We start from the raw sequence: 22,468 nt of genomic DNA on the forward strand, positions 1-22,468 counted from the left end.
GCTACTCTTCTTGACTGCTCTTCAACATGCGTGTGTAGCGGTTGTCATACTCTCTGGCAATGAGCGGCTGCGCGCTGAAAGTATAGTAATTCAAATTGCGCATCAAATAGATCAATCTTGCCAGCGTCAGCAAGAGCGTAATGAACGAGGCCATGAAGAACGAGAAGCCTTGCTCGCGCAGCGCCACCGAAATGATCGTAAAGAAGGTGTTCAGAACGAGAAACGCCGCCGATAAGAACAGCACGCCTTTGCGGTCATCGAAATAGAGCAAAATCAGTACCGTAACATTGAAAATAATATAAGCGTAAAAGGCCATAACAAGAATGTTATACACGTCGATTTGCGCGGATGTAAAACCGATCAACGGCAGAAATCGAATGCCCATGGCGATCGCCATAATGGAGAAGAACAGCTGCACCCCCATTATAATCGACAATTGCTGGGAAATAACCTGGTAGATACTGCGTTTTGCTTTGTCGATATCGAGAATCGAGCCGCGCGTTAATATGGCCGAATAATAGGCTTTGAATTGCGGATAGAACGCGGTCTCCAGCGTAACCGTAAATAGAATCATCGTCGGTACGGCGGATATAAAGCTGTAAAATACGGCAATGTCATATTCCGGCGCCATCCGGAAGTACCCGCCGACCATTTGACCGGCAGAACCGAACCATTGTATGAATTGATGCGAGTACAATCCGACCGCGCTCAAGGCTCCAATTGCAATCAAAGAAGGATATTTGCGCAGGTAGGCGAAGAACGAGAAGCTTGGCAGCATCTTTTTGCCCGTACGGAAGAACCGTTCAATTTGGAAGAGCAGCATTCCTGCCGTTACGGCGAAGCCAATGTCCATGGCAAACAGGATATTGGCGATCATATTCGCATGATCCAAGAAATGCACGACCGCCAAGACAAGAAGAAGCGCCACTGCCGCACCCGTTACGAACGCGTAGCTGATAAACCGAACGTTCTTCATGGCCGAAATGAAGATATTCATATTCCAAATCGTGATCAAAATCATATAGAGCGTAAATAGCGCGACCTTTATGGCAAACGTCAGCCCGGTCACCGATAAAAAAATAAGTGCAGGGACTGCGCCGATGATATAGTTTACAATGATACATCCGTAGAAGGATGGAAGAAGCGCGTCGACATAGCCCAAATAGATGAAATCCGATACCGAACGCGTAATGAACATGGTCAGCAAATTGGAAAACACATAAGAGAATGTGAACGCATAGACGGTGCAAGCAATGAACAGCTCGCGATCCATGAAGGCGATATCGTTCCCGATCAAAATCACTTGAACGGCGAGCACCAGCAAAATACAAGCCAGCATAGGTCCGATTGTAACAATGGAGGAGTAGGAGAACGCTTTGAGCTTGTTGACGAGACCTGTTTTATCAAACAGCTTTCTTAATTCGAAACCGATACCGGCCATTAGCGCCCCCCTCCTCCGTAAGTCCGATATAACGACTTGTAGTTGTTAATGAACGCTTCCCGCGTATAACGGTTACGTGCGCGTTCAAGTCCGTTGCCGCCATATTCTTTGCGCAGCCGCCCGCTTTGGCACAGCGTTACGATCGCTTGTCCGATCTGCTCGTAGTTCATAACCGGAACTACGGTTCCGGCATTCCCGTACTCGTCATCCGCGCCGTACAGCAGTTCCTTGCAGCTGCCCACGTCAGTCGTTACGAAAGGTTTACCGGCGGCCATGCCTTCGAGCACCGCAAGCGGCTGGCCCTCGCTGATGCTCGTCAGCACGAGAACATCCATTTTCCCGATGTAGTCCTTGATATCGACGCTGCCGGTAAAGATGACATCCTTCAGCTGCAGCGACTCGATCAGCTGTAAACATTCTTCATAATACTCCAAGTCTTCCTCGTACGGCCCCATGATGAAAAACTTCGCATCCGGCACTTCGTACTTCACGTACTGGAAGCTCAGAATCATGGTCTTAATGTCTTTGATCGGAACAACGCGCACGAGACCGCCGATCCAAAGCGGCTCGCCGGCGGGCTTGGCCGGAAGCCCCGCGAAATCAGCGACGCCTACGCCGTTAGGTATGATTTGAATCTTCTCTTCCTCGCAGCCAAGCTCGATCTGAATCTCTCTGTTGCGGTTGAACAGCGTAATGACTTGATCCGCATACTGGTAAGCGCAGGCGGAAAGCGTATAGAAGTATTCGATCCATATATCCTTGAAGTAGCCCTTCACCCAATCCGCCTTAATGATTTCTTCTTCCCGCTCCCGCGAGTAGATGCCATGTTCCGTAAGCAGCATCGGCTTCTCGTATACATGCTTGCCCAGACTCGCAATAACGCCTGCATAACCGGTCGAAACCGCATGGTAGATGTCCGCTTCGGGCACCGGTTCTCTGGCGGTCAGCAGCAGCGGAAGAATCATGGAGCGAACCGTCCAAAACATCTCCGTGAACGGGATTTGCGGATACTTCATCATGCAGAGCTCGCTCATAATGTCGAAATAATCTTTGCTCATGAGGAAATCAGCGGCATTCTTAAGCTTAGGATGATGAAGCACTTGCAGGATTGGTCCCCAGTCCACCTGTTCGCCGCCGCCGATCAGCGACTTCAAAGCGCCCTTTTCCTCTCTGCTCAACTTAACGCGGTGACCCCATTGGCCATCGATCCGCAAATAATCATCCAGGAAGACCTCCCGAACCTCGACAAGATTATCGGGAAGCGTATATTTATACTTCCCCTTTTGCTTTCGTTCCGCGGCGATGGCATAGACAACGAATTCATGCTCCGGCATATGGCGGATCAGAGCATGAATCCAGCTCGAAACGCCGCCTGTTATATAGGGGTAGGAGCCTTCCGCAACTAAACATATTCTCACTTGCTAGGCCTCCTCCAGCCCGATGGAGAACTTCTCGCTGCGCACCTCAACCAGATACACGTTCTCATCGATGCGTTTCACGGAGCAGTTCTTCTCCTTCGTAATCTTCTTCTCCGTGCGAAGAATATAGAACAGCTCCTCGCCTTCGTAGAACCGATTGATATAGCCGTCAATTCCATCTTGCTTATGCACGAAATGCGGCTCGCTGAGCGAGAACCGTTCTGTTGCGGCACCGCCTTCCGTTGCGGTCATATCGCGCAGCCAGCCATATTTATCCTGAATCATTCCTAAAAAGTCACCCAGCATCTCAAAGAGCTCATCCCATGCATAAGCGGAGCTTCGATTGCGGTCCAAAATATCGTCGGGATGGACAAAGTGAGAAAATACGCCAATCGATGACGCGGCGTTCATCGCCGCCCATTCGATGAAGCGCTCCTTTATAAAGCCTGAAGTGATGCGAGGCAGCTCGATAATGCCGTCCGAGGCAATGCCGAATTCTTGAATGTAGCTTAAATTGGTTGCATCCGAGAGGTATAAAGACGAAATGGATTTCAGGTCGGGCCATCCCCTCTTCAGCGCTTCTCTACCGTCTGCGCTCAAGACATTCGAAGGCGGAACGTAGTTATGCAAGCCGTAGTTAGGGAATGAGTTCTGAATATACGCGCGGACGCCTTCAATCGATGCCGCCATGTCATCAACGGTATACCACGATTTATAGCCAAACTCTCTGCTGACGGCATGATCCGTGGTTAACGACTGGTGATTATAGCCGTGAATGCCGATTTCACCGCCGCGCTTAAGCAGCTCGCGGCCGAATGTTGCCAATCCCGCGGTATCGGAATCCCGAGCATTCTCGAAGGGCGGGCTAATGTTATCATTGTAGGATTCTATAATCATTCCGGTATATTTCAGGTTGAACCTGCTTTGGAGCATGAGCATATCCGGCCACCAGATCTCTTTATAAAACCGCGGCACGCTGCGTTGGTAAATATCGAACAATTCCTGCGTAAATCCTTGAGGTATGGGTGCGGGAAAATCATCGATATACATCAGCTTCGTGTTGATGACCGGATAGATATCGTCTTCCTGCATCAAATTGATTGAACCTGTCAAGATCCCTCGGCTTGTCTTCTCCTGCAGGAGGGTACCGTTCATCACGACAAATTTGCCTTTGCCGTACGGCATGTCCCATAGAATCGGCATCCCTTTGGAATCGACCGCATGCACATTCGCTTTATCGGAAAGGTGCACCTGGAGAGACGTATTCAAGACCAGTTCCTTGCCGAAGGTCTCCCCTTTGCCCTGAATAAGGATATTGGAGGTGAACGTCAGCCCCTCCGCCTGGGTATAATCGCCGAGCTCATCGATGCCGAGCTTACGATAGATGGCATACAGTTCATTTTCAATGGCAGGCGTGGTGGCAAACATCGCCTTGCCGCCTTGTTCGACAAATTTGACTAGCCAATCCGCATCGTGAAGCTTGCTCAGCTCCGAAAAGGCAACGATGATAGACTGATAGCCTTCTCCCTGCCCGGCATAGGAATCAACCTGAACCGAGGCGTATGGCTTTTTCATATAGCGCAGCATTTGCTCCGCATTGGCTTTCAACAGACCACTGGATTGGTCCGTGGCAGCGGCCGAATCATAGAGTACCAGTGTCCTGCTTTCATTCAGAGCGGCAACCTGCTCCGCGCTAAGCGCATCCCGTACTTCCGCTGAATGGTCAATGGCGTTGAGTTTGCCGCCTATAGAGAGAATCGACTGAGATCGGGTAAACTGCAATCCGAGGGCGATCACGAATACGAAGGACAGAATCACGTAAACTTGTCGACTCAAATTAAACTTTTCCACAATTTAAGCACCTTTGACGGACCAACAGCGAATGATAGTCAATCCTCGATTGGACACTCTTATTTTTGAGGCTTTCAGTTCATTCAGCGTCGTGTAGAACGGTTCTTTCATCTTCAGCGTGAAATAGAGATCCAGCGCCGCGAGATAGGACTCTTCGCTCATCGGATATTGCTTGCGGAATTGTTCGCAGCTGAGAAGCGCCTCGTCGTAGCGCTCAAGCGCCTTTTCGTTTTCGATTAGCTCCCGGTAGAGCATGACGCTGGCGGCCTCGGTCTGAAGCAGTTCCCGCAGCAAGCTTACGTAGGTAAGCCTGTAAGTCATCTGCGTCCGCTTATCCATATACCCGCTGGATAAATAGTTCTTGATGGCGCCGGCATATTCGAGCAATACTTGGGGATTTTTCTTCTGATCCTCGTATTTCACGGACCATTTCTGGATCGTCAGGAGCAGCTTGCGTTTAATCTCCATAATCGCCGTTACCGCATAGTGCGACGTTTCCGTATCCTCATTGTTGACGGCTCGCTCAAGAAGCGGAATCATCCGTTCATCCATATCCTCTTTGAGCATGTCGAGAAGCAGCCGTCTCCGCGTTACGTTATCATTCACGACCAGCGCTTCCTCAAGAGGCAGCAAGTTTACCTCTTTGTCGACGTTAACATGCTGGAAAATACGCTCTTGATCCTCGCTTACGTCCATTAATTCCGTGAACCGATTGTCGTTTTCATTGGGCTTCGTACGAGCGGCAGCATCCTGCACGAGGGAAAGCAGCAAGCCAAAGATAGGCACGCACGCAACTAGAAGCAGCGTGTAGCGGAAATCACGAAGACCGCGCCTCACGCTGAACATCACATAAACGGCCGAAAGAATATAATAGCCGATCAGGATATTAACCATAAACCTCTTCCTCGCTCATGATGCGTGTAGTAATGCCATGCTTGCTCAGGCGCTGCATGACATAATCCGCTTCATTCAAGTTCGAGTTCGATAACAAAAGCACTATTTTCTCGCGGATTAACCCGATATAATCCGAATCGCGCAAGGAAGAAGCGAGTCGTTCCGCGACCGATTTGACAGGCTGGTCGTCGGTCTCGACATCCAGCAGCACGAATTCCGCGTTATGCTGCAGCTTTGCGGTCGATTTGGTTTCCAGCAGCTGCATAAACGCTTCCGGCCTAAGAACAGCAGTGTCATCGATGAAACGTTCGCTGCGCGTTGCGCCCATATATTTGAACGCGCGGGATAGCGAACCCGAAATGAGATCCACGCTGACCCGGAATAAATTCTCCACATTCAAATTCATCCGTTCGAAAGGCAGATCATGCACCGATACAAGAGCAACAACCTGCCCTTCGTGCACAATCGGAGCAATCAGCGTCGGCAGAGCCGCATCCATCGAACGGTTGACGAACAGCTTTCCATGGCGTGCAACCTGCAGCATAGCCGGATAATCCGACAACCGCATCGTTTTCGGCAGATCAAACTGCTGCGCGCCGGATTTGATCATAATTCGAATAAAATCGGAATTGTTGACTGAATACACGGAAATGCGGTCCGCTTCCAGTAACGTTTTCAGCACGCCGACCGAGGAATTGACGATTTCTTCCGGCTCCATGCTCTCAAGCTTTCGGATAATGCCATAGATGCGGCCGATGCTGTCTTTGCTATTGATCAATTGGCGCTGCAGCTCTTCCTTCACTTTCCTTGTATCCGCATAGACGTCTTTCAGAAATTGATAATTGTTCTCCATGCTCTTCAGGTCTTCTTTGATTCGATTATTGTCCCGGCGTGCCTTATCCGCCACGTACCCAACGATGAGACCGAAGAACAAATACATTGCGATGATAAAGAGCGCATCCGGATCGTAGAGCAGGGAAATCCAGTCGCGTCCGTCTTTCAAGCTATCGTAGTAGTACAAGCCCGATGCGAAAAACGCAGCCAAGGCTGATTGTCTCGTTCCGTATATAAGTCCAAGAAGGATGACATAGATCAGTTTAACGTCCACTCCGGTATGTAACAGCATTTCCGAGCCATACAAAGTAATGCCCGCCACTGCCGCAAAGGCCAGCAGGTTCTCGGCAAAGGGCTTCAGCAGCTTCCAAATCTTTAACGTTGAGATGCGCTCCGGATGCTTAGCGGTTTTCCTCTTCTCTCTCTGCTTATGCATAAACCAGTCGTACGTCTCATCCAAGCCTTCTTCGAAGCTGTAGATCGGTACCCAGTCCAGATCGCGTTTCACGCGGGAGTTGTCCAAGCTTGAACGGTAAATATCCCCCTCGCGTCGAGGCAAATAATTGACTCTCACCTGTTCCTTGCCTTTTAACGCCTGGATGAACTGATTGACGCTTGTTTCCGTATTCGTCGACAAATTGTAGATGCCCGTTGCGCCGCTGGTCGCTCCGCGGTAAATCGCGTCAACAAGATCCTTCACGTAAATAAAGTCCCGCGTTTGTTCGCCGTCGCCAAAGACGCTCAAATCCTGGCAGTCCCGAAGCTTCTGCATGAAGGTGGACACGACGCCGCCTTCCCCTGCAGTGCCCTGACGCGGACCATACACGTTCGAGAACCGGAAGCTGAGCGTTTCCAGATTGTAGAGCTCCCTCCACTTCTCGCAATAGTACTCGCCCATCAGCTTATTGATTCCATACGGGGATACCGGATTTGCAGCCAGATCTTCGCTTAGCGAGACTCTATCGTAAGGGCCGTATACTGCGGCCGATGAGGCGAATATAAATTTCGTTACCCCTGCTTGCTGAGCGCAGCGAAGCATATTAACAAGCCCCAATATATTGGACTGGGTATCGTAATAAGGACGTTCAATCGAGGTCATCACATCGGCTTGTGCCGCCAAATGAATGATAATTTCGGGAGAAATGCTTTGAATAATCGATTCGCATTTGCGGTCTTCCACGCTTATTTTATAGAACTTGTGGGGGACGGTGACATTCGTTCTTTGGCCGGCGGATAGATTGTCGATGATAAAAATCTTATGGCCTTCTTTATGGAAGCGTTCGGCAACATAAGACCCAATAAATCCGCATCCACCTGTGATTAGCACATTCACATCCATCACCCCTAAACTTCTGATAGTTCGATAGTTCTATCTTATCATAAAAAATTGACAACTTTTTGGTCGATATTTGAAATTTAATAGGAAGTTTTCGGTACATTTCGACAAAATTCGATTGTAATCGAGCGTAAATAAAAAAGATGGGCCATATGGCCCATCTTTTTGCTTCTTCTGCCTCTTCCGTTATCGAATAAACAAATCGTTCACGATCGAGAAATGGGAGTGGATCCAATCCAGCACCGGACCGGGTACAATGCCGAGTACAACGGTAGCGATGGCACATAGCCATATCACGACGCCGCTGGTCGCCGGCACATCCACTTCGTTGTCGATTGTAGAGCGCATGAACATTTGCCGGATGACCCTGAAGTAGAAATAATACGAGATCACGCTACTTACGACCATGATCGCCACGATCCAGTACAGACGAGACTGCGCCGCGCCGAGGAGGATGAACAGCTTCCCGAAGAACCCGCCGGTTACCGGCAAGCCAGCCAGCGAGAGTACGAATACGATCATCGCTGCGGCCGTCCACGGCGCCCGATAATACAACCCGGAGAAGCCGCCGACTTCGTCATGCCCGACGGATTTGCTGATCACGGAGAACACGCTGAGCGCGCCGATGGTCATCAACAAGTAGACGGCCAGGTAGAATACAAATTCGCCAAAGTTGGAAGCATGCATCCCTTTAAGCGAGAGACCGAGCGGGACTAGCATATAGCCCGCATTCGCAACGCCCGAAAGCGCGATGAGCCGCTTTACGTTAAACTGCCTCAGCGCCATGGTCGAGCCGATCAGCATCGCCGCGGCAGCAAGCACGTTCACGGCGAGGAAAACATCGTCCGCGATCGGCTTGCCGGGCGAGGACGCGTAGAAGGCCACGTTATACACAATGCGGAAAATGACCGCAAATGCCGCGCCCTTAGAGACAACCGCCAAGAAAGCGGTAACCGGCGTTGGCGCCCCTTGGTACACATCCGCGGCCCAATAATGGAACGGCGCCGCGGCGATTTTGATGCCTAAGCCTGCCAGAATAAAGAAGAAGCCGACATAGAGCAGCGCCGGATAATCCGCGGCGTGCTGCTGAACCCCTTGCGCGATCGCGCCCAGATTCGTTGCGCCCGTAACGCCGTACAGGTACGACATCCCGAACAGGATAAGCGCCGATGAGATCCCGCCTGTAACGACGTATTTAAACGCGGCTTCGGACGACTGCACGGCATGCTTCCGCATGCCGACGAGCACGTAGGTCGTGATGCTGAGCAGCTCGAGCCCGATGTAGAGCGTAATGAGATCGCCGGAGGAGGCCATAATCATCGCGCCGACCACGGCCGGCAACAGCAAGTAGTAGAACTCTCCCTTATCCGGAATCTCGGCCCGCTTCACGGTCCCCAGACTCATCAGCACGATCAGCGCGGTCGCGACCAGGAAGACGATCTTGAGCATGCTGGAAAAATAGTCGATCCGGTAACTATCCGCCATCAACCGAATGGTGACGCTCGCCGCTTGGCCGGCCGCTTCCGCATCCGACGCCTTGTTAGCCATATCCAGCACCCGCCATACGACGAACCCGAGCGAGGTCAGCAGCCCGCCAAGCGTCAGCCAACCGATAATGCTGCGGCCGCTGCGCTGCGGCATGAACAAATCAAGCACGGCAAGCAGGATGGCGAATGCGATTAGAATCCATTCCGGGGCGAGGTAGCCCGCGTCGCTCCAGGTGAGCGACTGCAGCTGTTGTTGTGCGGCATCCATTGTCTATCGCCCCGCCTTCTCTGTTAGTTGCTGGAGCAGCACGTCAAAGCCGTGCTTCATCGGCTCCGTCAGAACAGCCGGGTAAACCCCGATCAATACGATAAACGCAAGCAGCGTGATCATCGGCACCGCTTCGATCAGCCGCACGTCCCGTACCGCCCCGAACCGTTCCGGCATCGCGCCGAACGTAATGCCAAGTATGCTGCGCAGCACGTAAACCGCCGTGAGGATGACGCCAAGCACCGCGATTCCCGTGATGACCTTCATGGAGCCGAACAGTCCGAGGAGCGAGAGGAACTCGCCTATGAAGCCGGATAAGCCCGGCAGTCCGAGCGAGGCCATGCCGGCCGCCAGCAGTATGCCGCTCATGAACGGCATGCTGCAGGCCAAACCGCCAAGATCCTTAAGCTCGGTCGATCCCGTCCGCTCGTAGAGGCTGCCTACTACGAGGAACAGCAGCGCCGAGATGAAGCCGTGCGATATCATCTGGATGAGCGCCCCGTTCAGGCCGACTTCGTTGAACGACGCGATCCCGAGCAGCACGATTCCCATATGGCTGATCGACGAGTACGCCAGTACGAGTTTAAATTCGTTCTGCACGAGCGCCAATACGGCACCGTACAGAATGTTGATGACGCCCAGAATGGCCAGCGCCACCGCCCAGTCCTGCGCGACGCCCGGGAACATGAAGATCCCGAAGCGAAGCAAGCCGTATGCCCCCATCTTGAGCAGGACGCCGGAGTGGATCATGACTACGGAAGGCGGCGCTTCGGCATGTACCTGAAGCATCCAGGTATGGAACGGGAAGACCGGGAGCTTAATGCCGAAGGCGATCAGCAGCAGCAGGAAGATGACCCATCTCATCCGCTCGGAGAGATACAGCGGGTTATCCTGACCCTGATTCTGATCGGCCGGCATGTTTACGTACGATCCCGGATCGGTCAGATTCGAGCTGATCACTTCATAGCTTCCGCTGTAGCTGAGATTGATTTGCTGCTTATCCGAAAGCTGCTCCACGCTGAAGCCTGCCGTCGCGACGAGCACCACGAAGGCGATCAGCATAATGGCGGAGCCGATTCCGTTATACAGCAGAAACTTGTTGGCCGCTTTCTCGCGGTTCATGAAGCCCCAAATGCCGATGAGGAAGAACATCGGGATCAGCGTGAGCTCGAAGAAGACGAAGAACAGGAATACGTCCCTTGCGAGGAACACTCCGATCATGCCGATTTCGAGCAGCAGGAACCAAATATAGAACGACTTCCACCGCTTCTTCACATGGACGGACGCAAGCGCCGCCATGACGCCTACGATGGTCGTCAGAAGCAGAAGCGGCATCGACAGGCCATCCACGCCCATATGGTATTGGAAGTTAACGGTGTACGAGGTCACCTCGCCGACCGCTTCTTTGTTCAGCGAAGTCTCGATCCAGGTCGCTTTCTCTTCATAGCTCTTGCCGCCCTTCGTGCCGTCATAATCGGCATACAGCCACAGCGACAGCAGCAACGGAATAATCGTAGCGGTAATCGCCGTCACCTTGAGCCAGCGGCTCCGGTGCTTCGGCAGAAGCAGCAGTACCAGAATGCCGAGCAGAGGCGAGAACGTTATCAACGATAAAATAGGAAGATCCGCTAGCATTACCAGAACCTCCTTCCGACAATGGCCGCAATGAGAATGACGATTCCGAGCAGCGTAACCAATCCATAGGTTTGGATTTGCCCGGATTGCAGCCGCGTGCCGCCGCGTCCGAACAGCACCGCCGTTCCGCCGACGGCGCGCACGATGCCGTCCACGACGTAATCGTCGATCAAATTCAGCAGCAAGCCCAGCCCGCGAAGCGGACGGACCAGCAGCATCTCGTACAGCTCATCCATGTAATATTTGCGCTCCAGCAGCCGAACGAGCCATGGCGCTCTAGAAGATACCGCGTCCCGCGCGATGGTCCCTTTCACGAAGACGAGCCAGCCCAGGTACAAGCCCAGCAGCCCGACCGCCGCCGAAATGACCATGACCAGACCGCCGCCGCCATGCGCCTTCTCCGCACCGTCCGTGAGCCAAGTGCCGAGCGTATCGTTCCAAGGCGTTTGAATGAAGCCCGCCACAACCGCAAGCACGGCAAGCACCACTAACGGAATCGTCATGGAAGACGGCGATTCATGCGCATGGTCGCCCTTCGGCTTGCCCATGAAGACGAGGAAGAACAACCTCGACATGTAGAACGCAGTGAAGAATGCCGCCGCTACGCCGATGACGAAGAGAAACGGTTTCTCTTGCAGCGCCGTATGGAGAATCATATCCTTGGACCAGAAGCCCGAGAACGGCGGAATGCCGGATAACGCCAGCGCTCCGATGGCGAACGTCCAAGTCGTAATCCGCATTTTGGAGCCGAGACCGCCCATCTCGTGAATGTTTTGCGTATGTACCGCATGAATGACGCTGCCCGCTCCCAGGAAGAGCAGCGCTTTGAAGAACGCATGGGTAAAGAGATGAAAAATACCGCCGGTTAACGAATTGAGGCCTAGAGCCATCATCATATAGCCGAGCTGGCTGACCGTCGAATAAGCCAGGATCCGTTTAATGTCATTCTGCGCCACGCCGATGGTGGCGGCGAAGATGGCGGTAAACCCGCCGACATAGGCGACGATATCCATCGCGGTTTGGGAAGCCTGGAAAATATCGAACGTCCGCGCAACCAAGTACACGCCCGCCGCAACCATCGTCGCGGCATGGATCAGCGCACTGATCGGGGTCGGGCCTTCCATCGCGTCCGGAAGCCAGACGTGGAGCGGGAATTGACCGGATTTGCCGACGGCGCCGATGAAGATGAGCACCGCGATCCATGTCGTCACGCCCGCAGCAATGACGCCCGTATTGCCTTCGAACACATTGCCGATCCGCACGAAATCCAGCGCGTGGTCGGGCATGTACCAGTAGAGCAGCAGAATGCCGAGCAAGAGCCCCGCATCCCCGATCCGGGTGACGATGAACGCTTTCTTGGCAGCGGCCTTCGCCTCCGGCTTGCTGTACCAGAAGCCGACGAGCAGGAACGAGCAGACGCCCACCAGCTCCCAGAAAATATAAAGCGTCAGCATATTGTCGGCCAGCACCAGACCGAGCATGGAGAACGAGAAGAGCGCTACGTAGCTGAAGAAGACCGAAATCCGCTCGTCGTCTTTCATGTAGCCAGCCGAATAGACATTGACCAAGAAGCTGACGGATGTGACGACAACGAGCATGATCGCCGTCAAATTCGTAACTTCAAAGCCCGCATTCAGCGTAACGCTGCCGAAGTGAAGCCATTTGAACGCGTATTGATAATAAGCGGTCCCGTCCGTCATATGCTCGATCAGCACGAGGATCGACAGCACGAGGCCAGCAAAGGAGCTTGCCGCCCCAAGGGTCACCCCCAGCATCCGCTGGCCGCGCCCGAAGGCAAGGAGCATCAGGAAGGCGGCGAAAGGAAAGAGCGGAATCAGCCAGGCCCATTGCGAAAACGTTGTATCCATTGCCGTTACCTCCTCATCTCGTCGTACTCATCCGCGTTAACGGTTCCGCGGGCACGGAACAGCGCGATCAGGATGGCGATTCCGACAGCCGCCTCGGCGGCTGCGACGGCAATGCTGAACAAGGTGAACATCTGTCCCGTCAGCGAAGGCACGACCCCGTATTTGGAGAACGCAACCAGATTGAGGTTAACCGCATTGAGCATCAGCTCGATCGAAAGCAGAATGATAACGGCGTTGCGTTTGACGAGCGCGCCATAAAGTCCGATACAGAACAAGATGGCCGCCATGGTTAAGTACGAGGATAGCATTCTATTCGGCCTCCTTCTTCGCCAGCACGATCGCGCCGATAAACGCGACCGTCAGCAGCACCGATACGAGCTCGAAAGGAATGACATACTGGGTAAACAGCAGCTTGCCGATTTCCATCGTATTGTCCGTTCCTTGCGCGAGCGCTTGTTCCGGCTCCGGGAAATCGGATTGGCGGATGGCATAGAACAGAATGCCGAACAGCGCCAGCGCCCCGATCGCCGTCAGCGTCTCATGCAGCGGCTTCGCCTGCTCCGCATCCGCTTCCTGGTGCTTGGTCATCATAATGCCGAAGATCATCAGGATGGACACGGCGCCCGCGTAAATCAGCACCTGCACGAACGCCAGAAACTCGGCCTCAAGCAGCACGAACATGCCGGCAACTCCGATGAATACGGCCGCCAGCGAGACGACCATATGCACGACCTTCGCGAAGCTGACCATCAGTACCGCACCGCTGATGATCATGACCGCGAAGACGAAGAAAGCGACAAATTCGCCGGAAAAGTTGAAGTTGAACATCGTCTATTTGGCTCCTCCCTTGGCCGCGTTAGGAGCCCCGATATTGTTGTTGTCTTGGCGGACGTTGCGGTTGTTCTCGTCCAGCCATTTCAAATCCTTGAACAGCTCGTCGCGGCTGTAGGACGCCAATTCGAAATTGCCCGTCATGACGATCGCTTCCGTCGGACAAACCTCCGTGCACAGATCGCATAGAATGCAAATTTCGAAGTTGATATCGTAGGTGTCGATAACCTTCCCTTTCTTCTCCGGATCCGGGTTTGCTTTGCCGACGAGCGTGATGCATTCCGTCGGGCAAATGCGCGCGCACTGGTTGCACACGATGCATTTGTCCGGCTCGAAATGCTGGATGCCGCGGTAACGGTCCGGCATCGTGATCGGCACATCGGGATAGGAAGTGGTAACCTTTTTATCGGTCAATGATTTAAGCGTGACGCCAAGCCCTTTGAAGAGACCCTTCATTCCTGTTCCCTCCTGTACGTTATTGCGTAAATTCGCCTCATCCGTTTACTTCACGAACAGCTCCAAGTAGACCGCCGTCAGAAACACATTCAAGATCGAGACCGGCAGAAGCACCTTCCAGCCGAGTCCCATCAGCTGATCGACGCGGATACGCGGCAGCGTCGCCCGGATCCAGAACAGGAAGAAGACGATGAACGAGAACTTGAGCAGGAACCAGATAATGCCCGGCACCCAAGTCAGAAACGGAAACGGCGCATGCCAGCCGCCCAGGAACAGCACGGTCGTGAGCGCGGCAATGGCGTAGACGTAAACATACTCCGTCAGCATGAAGAAAGCGAAGCGGAAGCCGCTGTATTCGACGTGGTAGCCGGCCACCAGCTCCGATTCCGCCTCCGGCAGGTCGAACGGCGTCCGGTTCAGCTCCGAAACGGCCGCGATGACGAAGACGACGAAACCGATGATTTGCGGAATGAAATTCCACTGCCAGAACCAGTCGCCCTGCTGATCCGCGATGGAACGAAGGTTGAGCGTGCCTGACATCATGATGACGCCGACGACGGAGATGACAAGCGGCACTTCGTAGCTGATCATCTGCGCGGCGGAACGCATGCCGCCGAGCAGCGCGTATTTGTTGTTGGACGCCCAGCCCCCGAGCACGATCGCGATCGTCGAGATGCCCGACAGCGCTACGTAATAGAGCAGGCCCACGTTAATGTCGGCAAAATAAAGGTTCTGCGTGTACGGAATGACCGCCAGTACGGCGAACGCCGGCACATAAGCGAGCGCAGGCGCGAGAATGAACAGCACCCTGTCCGCTTTGCGCGGAATCGTATCCTCTTTGATCAGCAGCTTCGCGATATCGGCCACCGATTGGAGCAGCCCCCACGGACCGACGCGGTTCGGGCCGATCCGGTATTGCATCCAGCCGATGACTTTGCGTTCAAAGAAGATCGCGTAGGTAACGAAGCCAAGCACGATCGCAAGCAGGATGACGCCCCACAGGAAGAACAGCAGCGCGTTTCCCCACGTCAGCGTTTCTTCAAGCCAAGCTCCCATCAGCAGTCAACCTCCCCGACGACAATATCGATGCCGCCCAATATCGTTATGAGGTTCGTCATGGTTTCTCCGACGAGCAGCTTCGGCAATATTTGCAGATTGACGAAGGACGGCCGGCGGAATTTCAACCGGTACGGCTCGGCTTTGCCTTTGGATACGATATGGCAGCCGATCTCGCCGCGCGGCGATTCGATGCCGACATAGAGCTCGCCGGCCGGCGGCCGAATGACGCGGGGCACCTTGCCCATCACGTCGCCCGAGGACGGGAACTGCTCGACGGCTTGCTTCAGAATGCGAAGCGACTGGCGGATCTCCTCGAGCCGGATCAAATAGCGGTCATAGCAATCGCCGTTCTTGCCGAGCGGCACGTCGAATTCAAAACGGCTGTACAGGCTGTACGGCTTCGCCTTGCGCAAGTCCCAATCAACGCCCGTCGAGCGGAGATTCGCGCCCGAAAGGCCGTAATCGATCGCCGTCTGCGCGTCGTACTTGCCGATGCCTTTGATCCGCGCCAGGAAGATTTCGTTGCCGCTGACGAGCCTGTGGTACTCGTCAAGCTTGCCTTCCATATAAGGAATAAAGTCGCGCACCTTCTCGATCCAGCCGGGAGGCGCATCCCATTTGACGCCGCCGACGCGCATGTAGTTGTACGTCAGGCGCGCGCCGCACAGCTCGTTGAACAAATTGATAATGATTTCCCGGTCGCGGAAAGCGAACAGAAACGGGCTCATCGCGCCGATATCCAGCAGGTAGGTGCCCCACCAGACAAGGTGGCTGGCAACCCGCTGCAGCTCCATGACGATCAGCCGCATATACTCGGCGCGCTCAGGAACCTCCAGCCCCATCATCGTCTCGACCGCGTGACAGAGCACATAGTTGGTCGTCATCGCCGAAACATAGTCCATCCGGTCGGTATAAGGAATGATTTGAGTATAGTTCAAATTCTCCGCAAGCTTCTCCGTCCCACGGTGCAGGTACCCCATGACCGGCGTCGCCTCCGTGATCACTTCGCCGTCAAGCTTGACGATGATGCGAAACACGCCGTGCGTGCTGGGATGCTGCGGGCCGACGTTAAGCAGCAGTTCTTCTGTACGGATCACGGCTCATTACACCTCCGGGTCTAGCGGTTCGTAATCTTTGCGCAGCGGGTATCCAACCCAATCGTCCGGCATCATGATGCGGCGCAAGTCGGGATGACCCGGAAAATGAATGCCAAGCAAATCATAGACTTCGCGTTCGTTCCAATTCGCCGTATGCCAAACGGAAACCACGGACGGAATTTGCGGATTCTCGCGGTCCGCCTTTACTTTCAAGGCCAAATCGCTCCCGGACTTAAGTGATACCAAGTGGTACACCGTCTCCAGATGCGTTTCGTAGTCGACGCCCGACAGATTCCGCAAATAGCTGTAATCCTGCGACTCCTGCGTTTTCAACAGCTCGGCGCATGCGAGCAGGCGCTCCGCTTTAAGGACAAGCGTCGGCAAATGGCCGTTCAATTCATTTATGTACGCCTCTTCAATGGCGTCGTCGCCAACCTGCGCGCGGATCAGCGCCACTGCTTCGTCCAGCTGCGGCTGCTTCGGAGATGGCTGCTTCGGCTCCGCCGGCGCGGCATCGCCCTCGGCTGCCGCCTTCGCTGCGGCACGCGCCGCCCGCGCTTCCGCTGCGGCCTTCACCTTCGCTTCCTTCTCCGGATCCACCGCGGCCGCTTCGCCGCTGCCACCGTCACCGCCCTCGGCCGCCGCCTTCGCTGCGGCTCGCGCCGCCCGCGCTTCCGCCGCGGCTTTCAGCTTCGCCTCGCGCTCCGGGTCCACCGCGGCCGCCTCGGCGTTCTCAGCGCTCTCGGCCGCCGCCTTCGCTGCGGCTCGCGCCGCCCGCGCTTCCGCCGCTGCCTTCAGCTTCGCTTCGCGCTCCGGGTCTACCGCGGCCGCCGGCTCGCTCGGCGCGGCTGCCGATACCTTCGCGGTCGGCTCGGCCGCGGGTGCCGCTGCAGCAGGCTCGCTTGGCGCCGCCTCGGCGGGCTGCGCTTCTGCCGCCGGCTCGGCCGCAGGCGCTTCCCCCTTCGGCTCCGCCTCTTGCTCGCCCGGCTGAGCCTCCGCTTGCTCCTGCCGGTTCAGCTCCTTCTCTTTCTCATCGCTCATCGGCTCGTCACCCGCTTCCCGGTCTTCGCCTCATAGCGGATTTTCTCTTGCAGCTTGTTAATGCCATAGATAAGCGCTGCCGGATTCGGCGGACAGCCAGGAATATACACATCGACGGGGACGATCTGATCGACGCCCTTCATAACGGCGTAAGATCTCACATAAGGCCCGCCCGCGGTCGCGCAGGACCCCATGGCAATGACCCATTTCGGTTCCGGCATCTGATCGTACAGACGGCGAAGCAGCGGTCCCATCTTCTTCGTGACGGTACCGGCAACGATCATTACGTCGGATTGCCTCGGCGATGTACGGAACATGACGCCGAACCGGTCCAAGTCGTAGTGGGAAGCGCCCGTGCCCATCATTTCGATGGCGCAGCAAGCCAGTCCGAACGTAAGCGGCCACAGCGAGTTGCTGCGCGCCCACGCCTTCAGCTCCTCCAGCGTGCCCATGAACACGTTGCGCTCCAGTTCTTTTCGCTCTTCGGGGGTAATCGACTCTAAATTGAATTCCATTTGAGCACCTTCTTTTTCCAGGCGTAGAGTAATCCAATTAACAATAGTCCCGTGAAAATAGCCATTTCTACAAGCACAAATAGGCCGAGCTGGTTATACGCGACGGCCCAAGGGTATAGGAAAACGGTTTCGACATCAAAGATGACAAACATGAGCGCAAACAAGTAATAGCGCACATTAAAGCGGACCTGCCCCTCCCCAACGGGCTCGTTCCCGCTTTCGTAAGTGGTTTTCTTCTCCTCATTCGGTTTGTGCGGACGCAGCAAGCGTCCGACAGCCAGAGCGACCACCGGAAGCAGGATGCCGAGAAGAATGAAGATCGTCACAATCACGTAATTGTTGATGTACTTCTCCACACAATTCGCCTCCATGGTTAAGAGTCTTATAGGGCGGGATAGGTGCTGACACCTTGGTCAAATTTCCCTCACAATTATAACAAAAGCTCCCACCTGCGTCTATGACGGAGTTGGATGCGCTTCCTTTTGACAAATAACCCCTAATTTCTTGGAAACACCACCCATTATCATATACTGTCATTGGAAATTATATGCAAACTTGCCCGCGAGCAAAAAAAGCTCCCGCTTTGCCACAGGGACGTAACGGGAGCTTCTATAGATACTAGACCGCGGTCGGCGTGTCCGCGCGTCTGCTGTCGGGCGCAGGTTGTTCTTCATCGGTCTTCGCCTCTCCCAGCGCCATCAGCTTTTTCTGCCGCGCGATCAGGACGAAGACGAACAAATAGTACATCCAGTACAGCACGAATTCCTCCAGCGACGGATCCTGCGTGTAACCGAGGAACGCTTTGAAGAAAATGCCGATCTGGCCGTTCAGCACAGGGTGCTCCCCGGTATCGCGAATATAATTCGTTTCGTCGATCGGGTGCTCCGGCATGAACCAAGTCAGATCATACATCGCGGCATTTTCGCCGCCGGCCGTCTTGTAGACGCTGCCGATGATTTTCAAATCCTGCATGACTCCGACGGCTTGAACGAACAGGCCCGCCGCGATCATGATCAGGAACACGCTCGTCACCCGGAAGAAGGTGGAGATCTGAATCCGCTTGCTGCTCTTAAACACGACAAGGCCTAACACGGCGGCGGCCAAGAGCCCCGTCAGAGCGCCCCAGCTCTGCAGCGCCTGCGAGATATCGCCCCCTGAAATCGCCGCGAAGAAGAAGACGGTTTCGACGCCTTCGCGCAGCGTCACGAGGAACGAGTGCACGATCATGTTCAGCGCGCCGCCGGCCGTCAGGATCAGCGCCACTTTATTTTGCAGCTTGCTCCTCATGTCCCGGTTCTGCTTGCTCATAAACAGAATCATGTGCGTCAGCAGCCCCGCAGACACGAGCAGAATGCCGATTCGCAAATAATCCTTGCTCCCCATCGTCGCATAGCCGTCCAGCACGATTTGGAACAGCAGCGCAACGCCGAGGCTCGCGGCGACCGCCATCAATACCCCGACCCACACCCATTTGTTCCATTTGGACTGTCCGATCCGGTTTAAGTACGTAATAATGATGCCGACAATCAAGATCGCCTCGAACGCTTCCCGAAACGTGATGAGAAAAGCTTGCAAATTCATGGCGAAGTATCACTCCCTCTAGCCTAGGTCAATAAATAGGCCAACCCGCCCTCATGAAGAGGACGGGAGGCAATGGGCAAAGCCCTATACTATTTGATGACGATGACTTGACCTTTTTCATAGTAGATGTGGTTGCCCGACAGCTCGGCAATCGCGCGGAGCGGCAGGTAAGTCACGCTGTTCTTCACGACTACCGGCTGATCCAGTTTGAAGTCGGCAACAGGCTCGCCGTTCTTCAATACGGCATCGCTGCCGATCTTCAAGGACAGCGTTACGCCGTCTTTCGAAACGTTTGCCGTCTTCGTCGCATTGTCGAAGTTCACTACGAAGCCAAGCAGCTCCAGGTAACGAGTTGGCACCAACGTGCGGCCAGTCGACTTCTCAATGAAGGAAGGCGTAACGTTCAGAGCTTCGCCTGCTACGGCAACTTGCTTGTCGCCTACTTTGAAATCGATGCCGTCAACCTTTGCTGCATATACGGCCATTTTGAATCCAACTGCGCGAACTGCATCCGCATTGCCTTCGCCGGATGCTGCAAGGACTTGGTCAAGAAGCGGCTTCGCTTCAGCGTAAACGGCTGCGTCAAGGTGCGGCTCCAGCGCGGAGAAGAAGCCATACAGCTCGCCGCCTGTGCCGGCTGCGCCCGTAACGTCATTTTTCTTGAGTTTCTCAAGCACTTCGGTTGTATAAGCACTTACTTTCGCGATGTTGCAGCGAGCGAGCGCTTTGCGGATTGCGGACGGGCTGATTTTCTTCGCGTCGCCGGAAGCGAACGCCTTATTGATGAGATCGGCATCGGGAGCGTCGCCGCCCTTCAGGTAGCCGTATACGCTATTGAAGTAGAAGTAGCCTTGGATAACCGCGGCAGGCTGATCGGCAGCTGCCAGCGTGCCTACTTTTTCCGCTACGGAAAGCGTTGCAAGTCCGTATACTTTGATCAACGTTTTGTCGAGCAATTGACGGTGTACATTAAGCGCCTTTACGTCGCCTTTTTCGATGTCGGCTTTAAAGCCTGGAAGAACGGTATCGTTCAGAAGCGCGGACGACGAAGTGCCGTATACGCTGTCCGTCATTTTTACGGTTTGATCCAGAACGGATGTGTAAACCAGAACCGATTTGTCGATAAACGCTTGAGCAGCCGCTTTATCGCCGTTTGTCAGCGCCGTTTTCGCGCCGGCATTCGTCAGGTTCTTGATCAGGAAGTAGAAGTACCATTGAAGGCCCTTGTCTACCGCTTGCTCAGCTTGCGCGTATGTAAGCTTGCCTGCCACCGCGTTGCTCAATACGAATTCGATGTTCTCATTTACAACCGGATCGCCGGCTTTGATGCTGTCATCGATGCCCTTTACGTTCTGCTTGAAGTCGGCGGCATACTGCTTCTCGATGTCCGCGATCGGCTTCTTCTGCGCGAACATGTCGAGCAGGTTCTGATACGCCTTTACTTGCGGTGCCACGTCGGTATTGACCGGCGCTTTCGTCGGCGCGTCATCGGCAAATGCGGTTGCTGCGAAAGCAAACACGGATGCGGCCAGCATGGTGATCGTCAAAAGGATGGATAAAGACTTCTTCATTCGGTTCATCGTTTCTTAACACTCCTTGTATGATTGTAAAATGATTGCTGCTGCTTGAAAAATGATCTTACTGCTTCCTGCTTAGAAAAAGCCTTTCCGCCTTGCCAGCCATACGGCTCCAGCCCCGACTACGGCAACGCCTCCGATTACGCCGACGGTAACGGCCGGATTGGTTTTGTCGGTGCGCGCCATGGCGGCATGCTCCTTCGTGCCGTCGATCGTGTCCGGCTCGGCCGAAGCGACTTCGCCTTCCGCCGCCGTATCGTCTGCAGCTGCATTGTCCGCTACGGCTTGATCGTCGGTCGATGCGGCGTCAGCCGGTTGATCCGCGGCCGGTTCCTCTGCGGCCGTGTCGTCCGCTGCTGCATCCGTCGCGCCCTCGTCAGCTGCTGCATCACCGGCTGCCGCGTCGGGAGCATCGGCTGGCGGAGCGGCATCAGGCGCGGTTTGAACCGCCTTATCGTCTTGCTGCTCCTTCTCCGCATCCTTCGCAGGCGTGCTCGGCTTGGCATCCGATGCGGCCGGCTTTGACGCCGTGCCTTTATCGGTATTGCCCGTCCCTGCCGTTGTCGGCGGTTTTGCGGTCGTGCCTTTATCTGAACTCGTACCGCCTCCGGCTGCCGGCTTAGCCGGTGCCTTGTAGACTGTGTACGGAAACAGCGGCTTCAAACTGCCGTAAATCCGGTTCACGGCGTCCTTCAACGCTTTCTCATCGGCATCCTTCTGGCCGACGCCGAACAGTCCCGGATTGCCGATCGCTTCGAGCGCCGTATCGAAATCGGCGTTTAAGCTTTGAATCTTGGCTGCCGAAAGCTTCGCTTCCGCATAGGGCGACAATACCACGAAAGTCGCGCGCGCCTTGGCAAGCAGCATCTTCGCATTGGTATAATCGCTGACATCCTTCAGCGTGTTCTCGAACCGGCGGTCCAGGTTCATGACGAGCAGCGCCTTATAGTTCGCGATCGTCTCTTTCGCTTGACGGGCCTTGATGTTCGAGTCCAGCGTCTTGGCGACGGACTCGCCGAAATGCGCCGCGATTTCTTCGCGTCTTTCCTTATGTGCCGCCTCCGCCGTTTTCCAATCCGGAGAAGACTTGCTGAGCGCGGCCGCGACTACCTTGAACGTTTCGGCCACGTCCTCCGTATTGGCGTCGCCATACGAATACGCCCAGGCGCTTGTCGGTGCCAGAACCAAGAATATCGCAACGACCAGCATGGCGGTCTTCATGAACATCTTACGCATGATTGCCTATCACCTTCCGTCAATCGTTATATCTTGTAAAAAT

The 22,468-nt window shown here is 54.7% G+C and carries 19 protein-coding genes; all 19 read right to left on the reverse strand.

Going from position 1 to position 22,468, the window contains the following annotated elements; translation table 11 throughout:
* Position 1: 1 nt before the first annotated feature.
* The 19 genes from pelG to DL346_RS23240 all read right to left on the reverse strand — a co-directional run bounded on the left by pelG (position 2) and on the right by DL346_RS23240 (position 22,425).
* Complete coding sequence (gene pelG / locus DL346_RS23150; RefSeq protein ID WP_112884767.1) at positions 2–1,441, reverse strand: exopolysaccharide Pel transporter PelG; 1,440 nt, start codon at positions 1,439–1,441, stop codon at positions 2–4.
* The gene (gene pelF / locus DL346_RS23155; RefSeq protein ID WP_112884768.1) at positions 1,441–2,859 is read right to left on the reverse strand and encodes a GT4 family glycosyltransferase PelF; all 1,419 of its coding nucleotides are present in this window, start codon (positions 2,857–2,859) and stop codon (positions 1,441–1,443) included. The genes pelG and pelF overlap by 1 nt, the downstream gene beginning before the upstream one ends.
* A 3-nt stretch (positions 2,860–2,862) precedes the next feature.
* Complete coding sequence (locus DL346_RS23160) at positions 2,863–4,710, reverse strand: DUF2194 domain-containing protein (protein WP_112884769.1); 1,848 nt, start codon at positions 4,708–4,710, stop codon at positions 2,863–2,865.
* Positions 4,711–4,713: 3 nt separating this feature from the next.
* Positions 4,714–5,604 (reverse strand): hypothetical protein, encoded by an 891-nt coding sequence (locus DL346_RS23165; RefSeq protein WP_112884770.1) that lies wholly within the window; start codon positions 5,602–5,604, stop codon positions 4,714–4,716.
* The gene (locus tag DL346_RS23170; protein ID WP_112885079.1) at positions 5,597–7,771 is read right to left on the reverse strand and encodes an NAD-dependent epimerase/dehydratase family protein; all 2,175 of its coding nucleotides are present in this window, start codon (positions 7,769–7,771) and stop codon (positions 5,597–5,599) included. Before DL346_RS23170 ends, DL346_RS23165 begins: the two co-directional genes overlap by 8 nt.
* Positions 7,772–7,960: 189 nt before the next feature.
* Positions 7,961–9,529 (reverse strand): NADH-quinone oxidoreductase subunit N, encoded by a 1,569-nt coding sequence (locus tag DL346_RS23175; protein ID WP_112884771.1) that lies wholly within the window; start codon positions 9,527–9,529, stop codon positions 7,961–7,963.
* 3 nt (positions 9,530–9,532) lie between these two features.
* Positions 9,533–11,164, reverse strand: coding sequence for a complex I subunit 4 family protein (locus DL346_RS23180; protein WP_112884772.1), 1,632 nt, complete (start codon positions 11,162–11,164; stop codon positions 9,533–9,535).
* Positions 11,164–13,032, reverse strand: a complete 1,869-nt coding sequence (gene nuoL, locus DL346_RS23185) for an NADH-quinone oxidoreductase subunit L (RefSeq protein WP_112884773.1) — start codon at positions 13,030–13,032, stop codon at positions 11,164–11,166. The genes DL346_RS23180 and nuoL overlap by 1 nt, the downstream gene beginning before the upstream one ends.
* A gap of 5 nt (positions 13,033–13,037) precedes the next feature.
* Positions 13,038–13,340, reverse strand: coding sequence for an NADH-quinone oxidoreductase subunit NuoK (nuoK, locus tag DL346_RS23190; protein ID WP_112884774.1), 303 nt, complete (start codon positions 13,338–13,340; stop codon positions 13,038–13,040).
* A 1-nt stretch (position 13,341) separates the two neighbouring features.
* Entirely contained in the window at positions 13,342–13,860 is a 519-nt protein-coding gene (locus tag DL346_RS23195) for an NADH-quinone oxidoreductase subunit J (RefSeq protein WP_112884775.1), read from the reverse strand.
* A gap of 3 nt (positions 13,861–13,863) precedes the next feature.
* Positions 13,864–14,319, reverse strand: a complete 456-nt coding sequence (gene nuoI / locus DL346_RS23200; RefSeq protein WP_112884776.1) for an NADH-quinone oxidoreductase subunit NuoI — start codon at positions 14,317–14,319, stop codon at positions 13,864–13,866.
* 45 nt (positions 14,320–14,364) lie between these two features.
* Positions 14,365–15,375, reverse strand: coding sequence for an NADH-quinone oxidoreductase subunit NuoH (gene nuoH, locus DL346_RS23205; protein ID WP_112884777.1), 1,011 nt, complete (start codon positions 15,373–15,375; stop codon positions 14,365–14,367).
* Positions 15,375–16,475, reverse strand: a complete 1,101-nt coding sequence (locus tag DL346_RS23210; protein ID WP_112884778.1) for an NADH-quinone oxidoreductase subunit D — start codon at positions 16,473–16,475, stop codon at positions 15,375–15,377. Before DL346_RS23210 ends, nuoH begins: the two co-directional genes overlap by 1 nt.
* Positions 16,476–16,481: 6 nt before the next feature.
* The gene (locus DL346_RS23215; RefSeq protein ID WP_112884779.1) at positions 16,482–17,516 is read right to left on the reverse strand and encodes an NADH-quinone oxidoreductase subunit C; all 1,035 of its coding nucleotides are present in this window, start codon (positions 17,514–17,516) and stop codon (positions 16,482–16,484) included.
* Positions 17,513–18,031 carry a NuoB/complex I 20 kDa subunit family protein gene (locus tag DL346_RS23220; protein WP_112884780.1) on the reverse strand — a complete coding sequence of 173 codons (519 nt, stop codon included), beginning with the start codon at positions 18,029–18,031 and terminating at the stop codon, positions 17,513–17,515. The genes DL346_RS23215 and DL346_RS23220 overlap by 4 nt, the downstream gene beginning before the upstream one ends.
* A complete protein-coding gene (locus DL346_RS23225) occupies positions 18,016–18,402 on the reverse strand; it encodes an NADH-quinone oxidoreductase subunit A (RefSeq protein WP_112884781.1) in 387 nt (128 codons plus the stop codon). The genes DL346_RS23220 and DL346_RS23225 overlap by 16 nt, the downstream gene beginning before the upstream one ends.
* A gap of 247 nt (positions 18,403–18,649) precedes the next feature.
* Positions 18,650–19,612, reverse strand: coding sequence for an FTR1 family iron permease (locus tag DL346_RS23230; protein WP_112884782.1), 963 nt, complete (start codon positions 19,610–19,612; stop codon positions 18,650–18,652).
* Between the two features lie 89 nt (positions 19,613–19,701).
* Complete coding sequence (locus DL346_RS23235; protein ID WP_112884783.1) at positions 19,702–21,192, reverse strand: copper amine oxidase N-terminal domain-containing protein; 1,491 nt, start codon at positions 21,190–21,192, stop codon at positions 19,702–19,704.
* Positions 21,193–21,264: 72 nt separating this feature from the next.
* Entirely contained in the window at positions 21,265–22,425 is a 1,161-nt protein-coding gene (locus DL346_RS23240) for a hypothetical protein (protein WP_112884784.1), read from the reverse strand.
* Between the last annotated feature and the right edge of the window lie 43 nt (positions 22,426–22,468).

This window comes from Paenibacillus montanisoli (genome assembly GCF_003268025.1).
GTDB lineage: Bacteria > Bacillota > Bacilli > Paenibacillales > Paenibacillaceae > Paenibacillus_Z > Paenibacillus_Z montanisoli.

Coding starts and splice junctions, on each gene's coding strand:
- DL346_RS23230 (WP_112884782.1), bottom strand. CDS start 19,612: ATGAATTTGCAAGCTTTTCTCATCACGTTTCGGGAAGCGTTCGAGGCG.
- nuoH (WP_112884777.1), bottom strand. CDS start 15,375: ATGGGAGCTTGGCTTGAAGAAACGCTGACGTGGGGAAACGCGCTGCTG.
- DL346_RS23235 (WP_112884783.1), bottom strand. CDS start 21,192: ATGAACCGAATGAAGAAGTCTTTATCCATCCTTTTGACGATCACCATG.
- pelG (WP_112884767.1), bottom strand. CDS start 1,441: ATGGCCGGTATCGGTTTCGAATTAAGAAAGCTGTTTGATAAAACAGGT.
- nuoK (WP_112884774.1), bottom strand. CDS start 13,340: ATGCTATCCTCGTACTTAACCATGGCGGCCATCTTGTTCTGTATCGGA.
- DL346_RS23215 (WP_112884779.1), bottom strand. CDS start 17,516: ATGAGCGATGAGAAAGAGAAGGAGCTGAACCGGCAGGAGCAAGCGGAG.
- DL346_RS23165 (WP_112884770.1), bottom strand. CDS start 5,604: ATGGTTAATATCCTGATCGGCTATTATATTCTTTCGGCCGTTTATGTG.
- nuoI (WP_112884776.1), bottom strand. CDS start 14,319: ATGAAGGGTCTCTTCAAAGGGCTTGGCGTCACGCTTAAATCATTGACC.
- DL346_RS23240 (WP_112884784.1), bottom strand. CDS start 22,425: ATGCGTAAGATGTTCATGAAGACCGCCATGCTGGTCGTTGCGATATTC.
- DL346_RS23220 (WP_112884780.1), bottom strand. CDS start 18,031: ATGGAATTCAATTTAGAGTCGATTACCCCCGAAGAGCGAAAAGAACTG.
- DL346_RS23195 (WP_112884775.1), bottom strand. CDS start 13,860: ATGTTCAACTTCAACTTTTCCGGCGAATTTGTCGCTTTCTTCGTCTTC.
- nuoL (WP_112884773.1), bottom strand. CDS start 13,032: ATGGATACAACGTTTTCGCAATGGGCCTGGCTGATTCCGCTCTTTCCT.
- DL346_RS23175 (WP_112884771.1), bottom strand. CDS start 9,529: ATGGATGCCGCACAACAACAGCTGCAGTCGCTCACCTGGAGCGACGCG.
- DL346_RS23225 (WP_112884781.1), bottom strand. CDS start 18,402: ATGGAGGCGAATTGTGTGGAGAAGTACATCAACAATTACGTGATTGTG.
- DL346_RS23180 (WP_112884772.1), bottom strand. CDS start 11,164: ATGCTAGCGGATCTTCCTATTTTATCGTTGATAACGTTCTCGCCTCTG.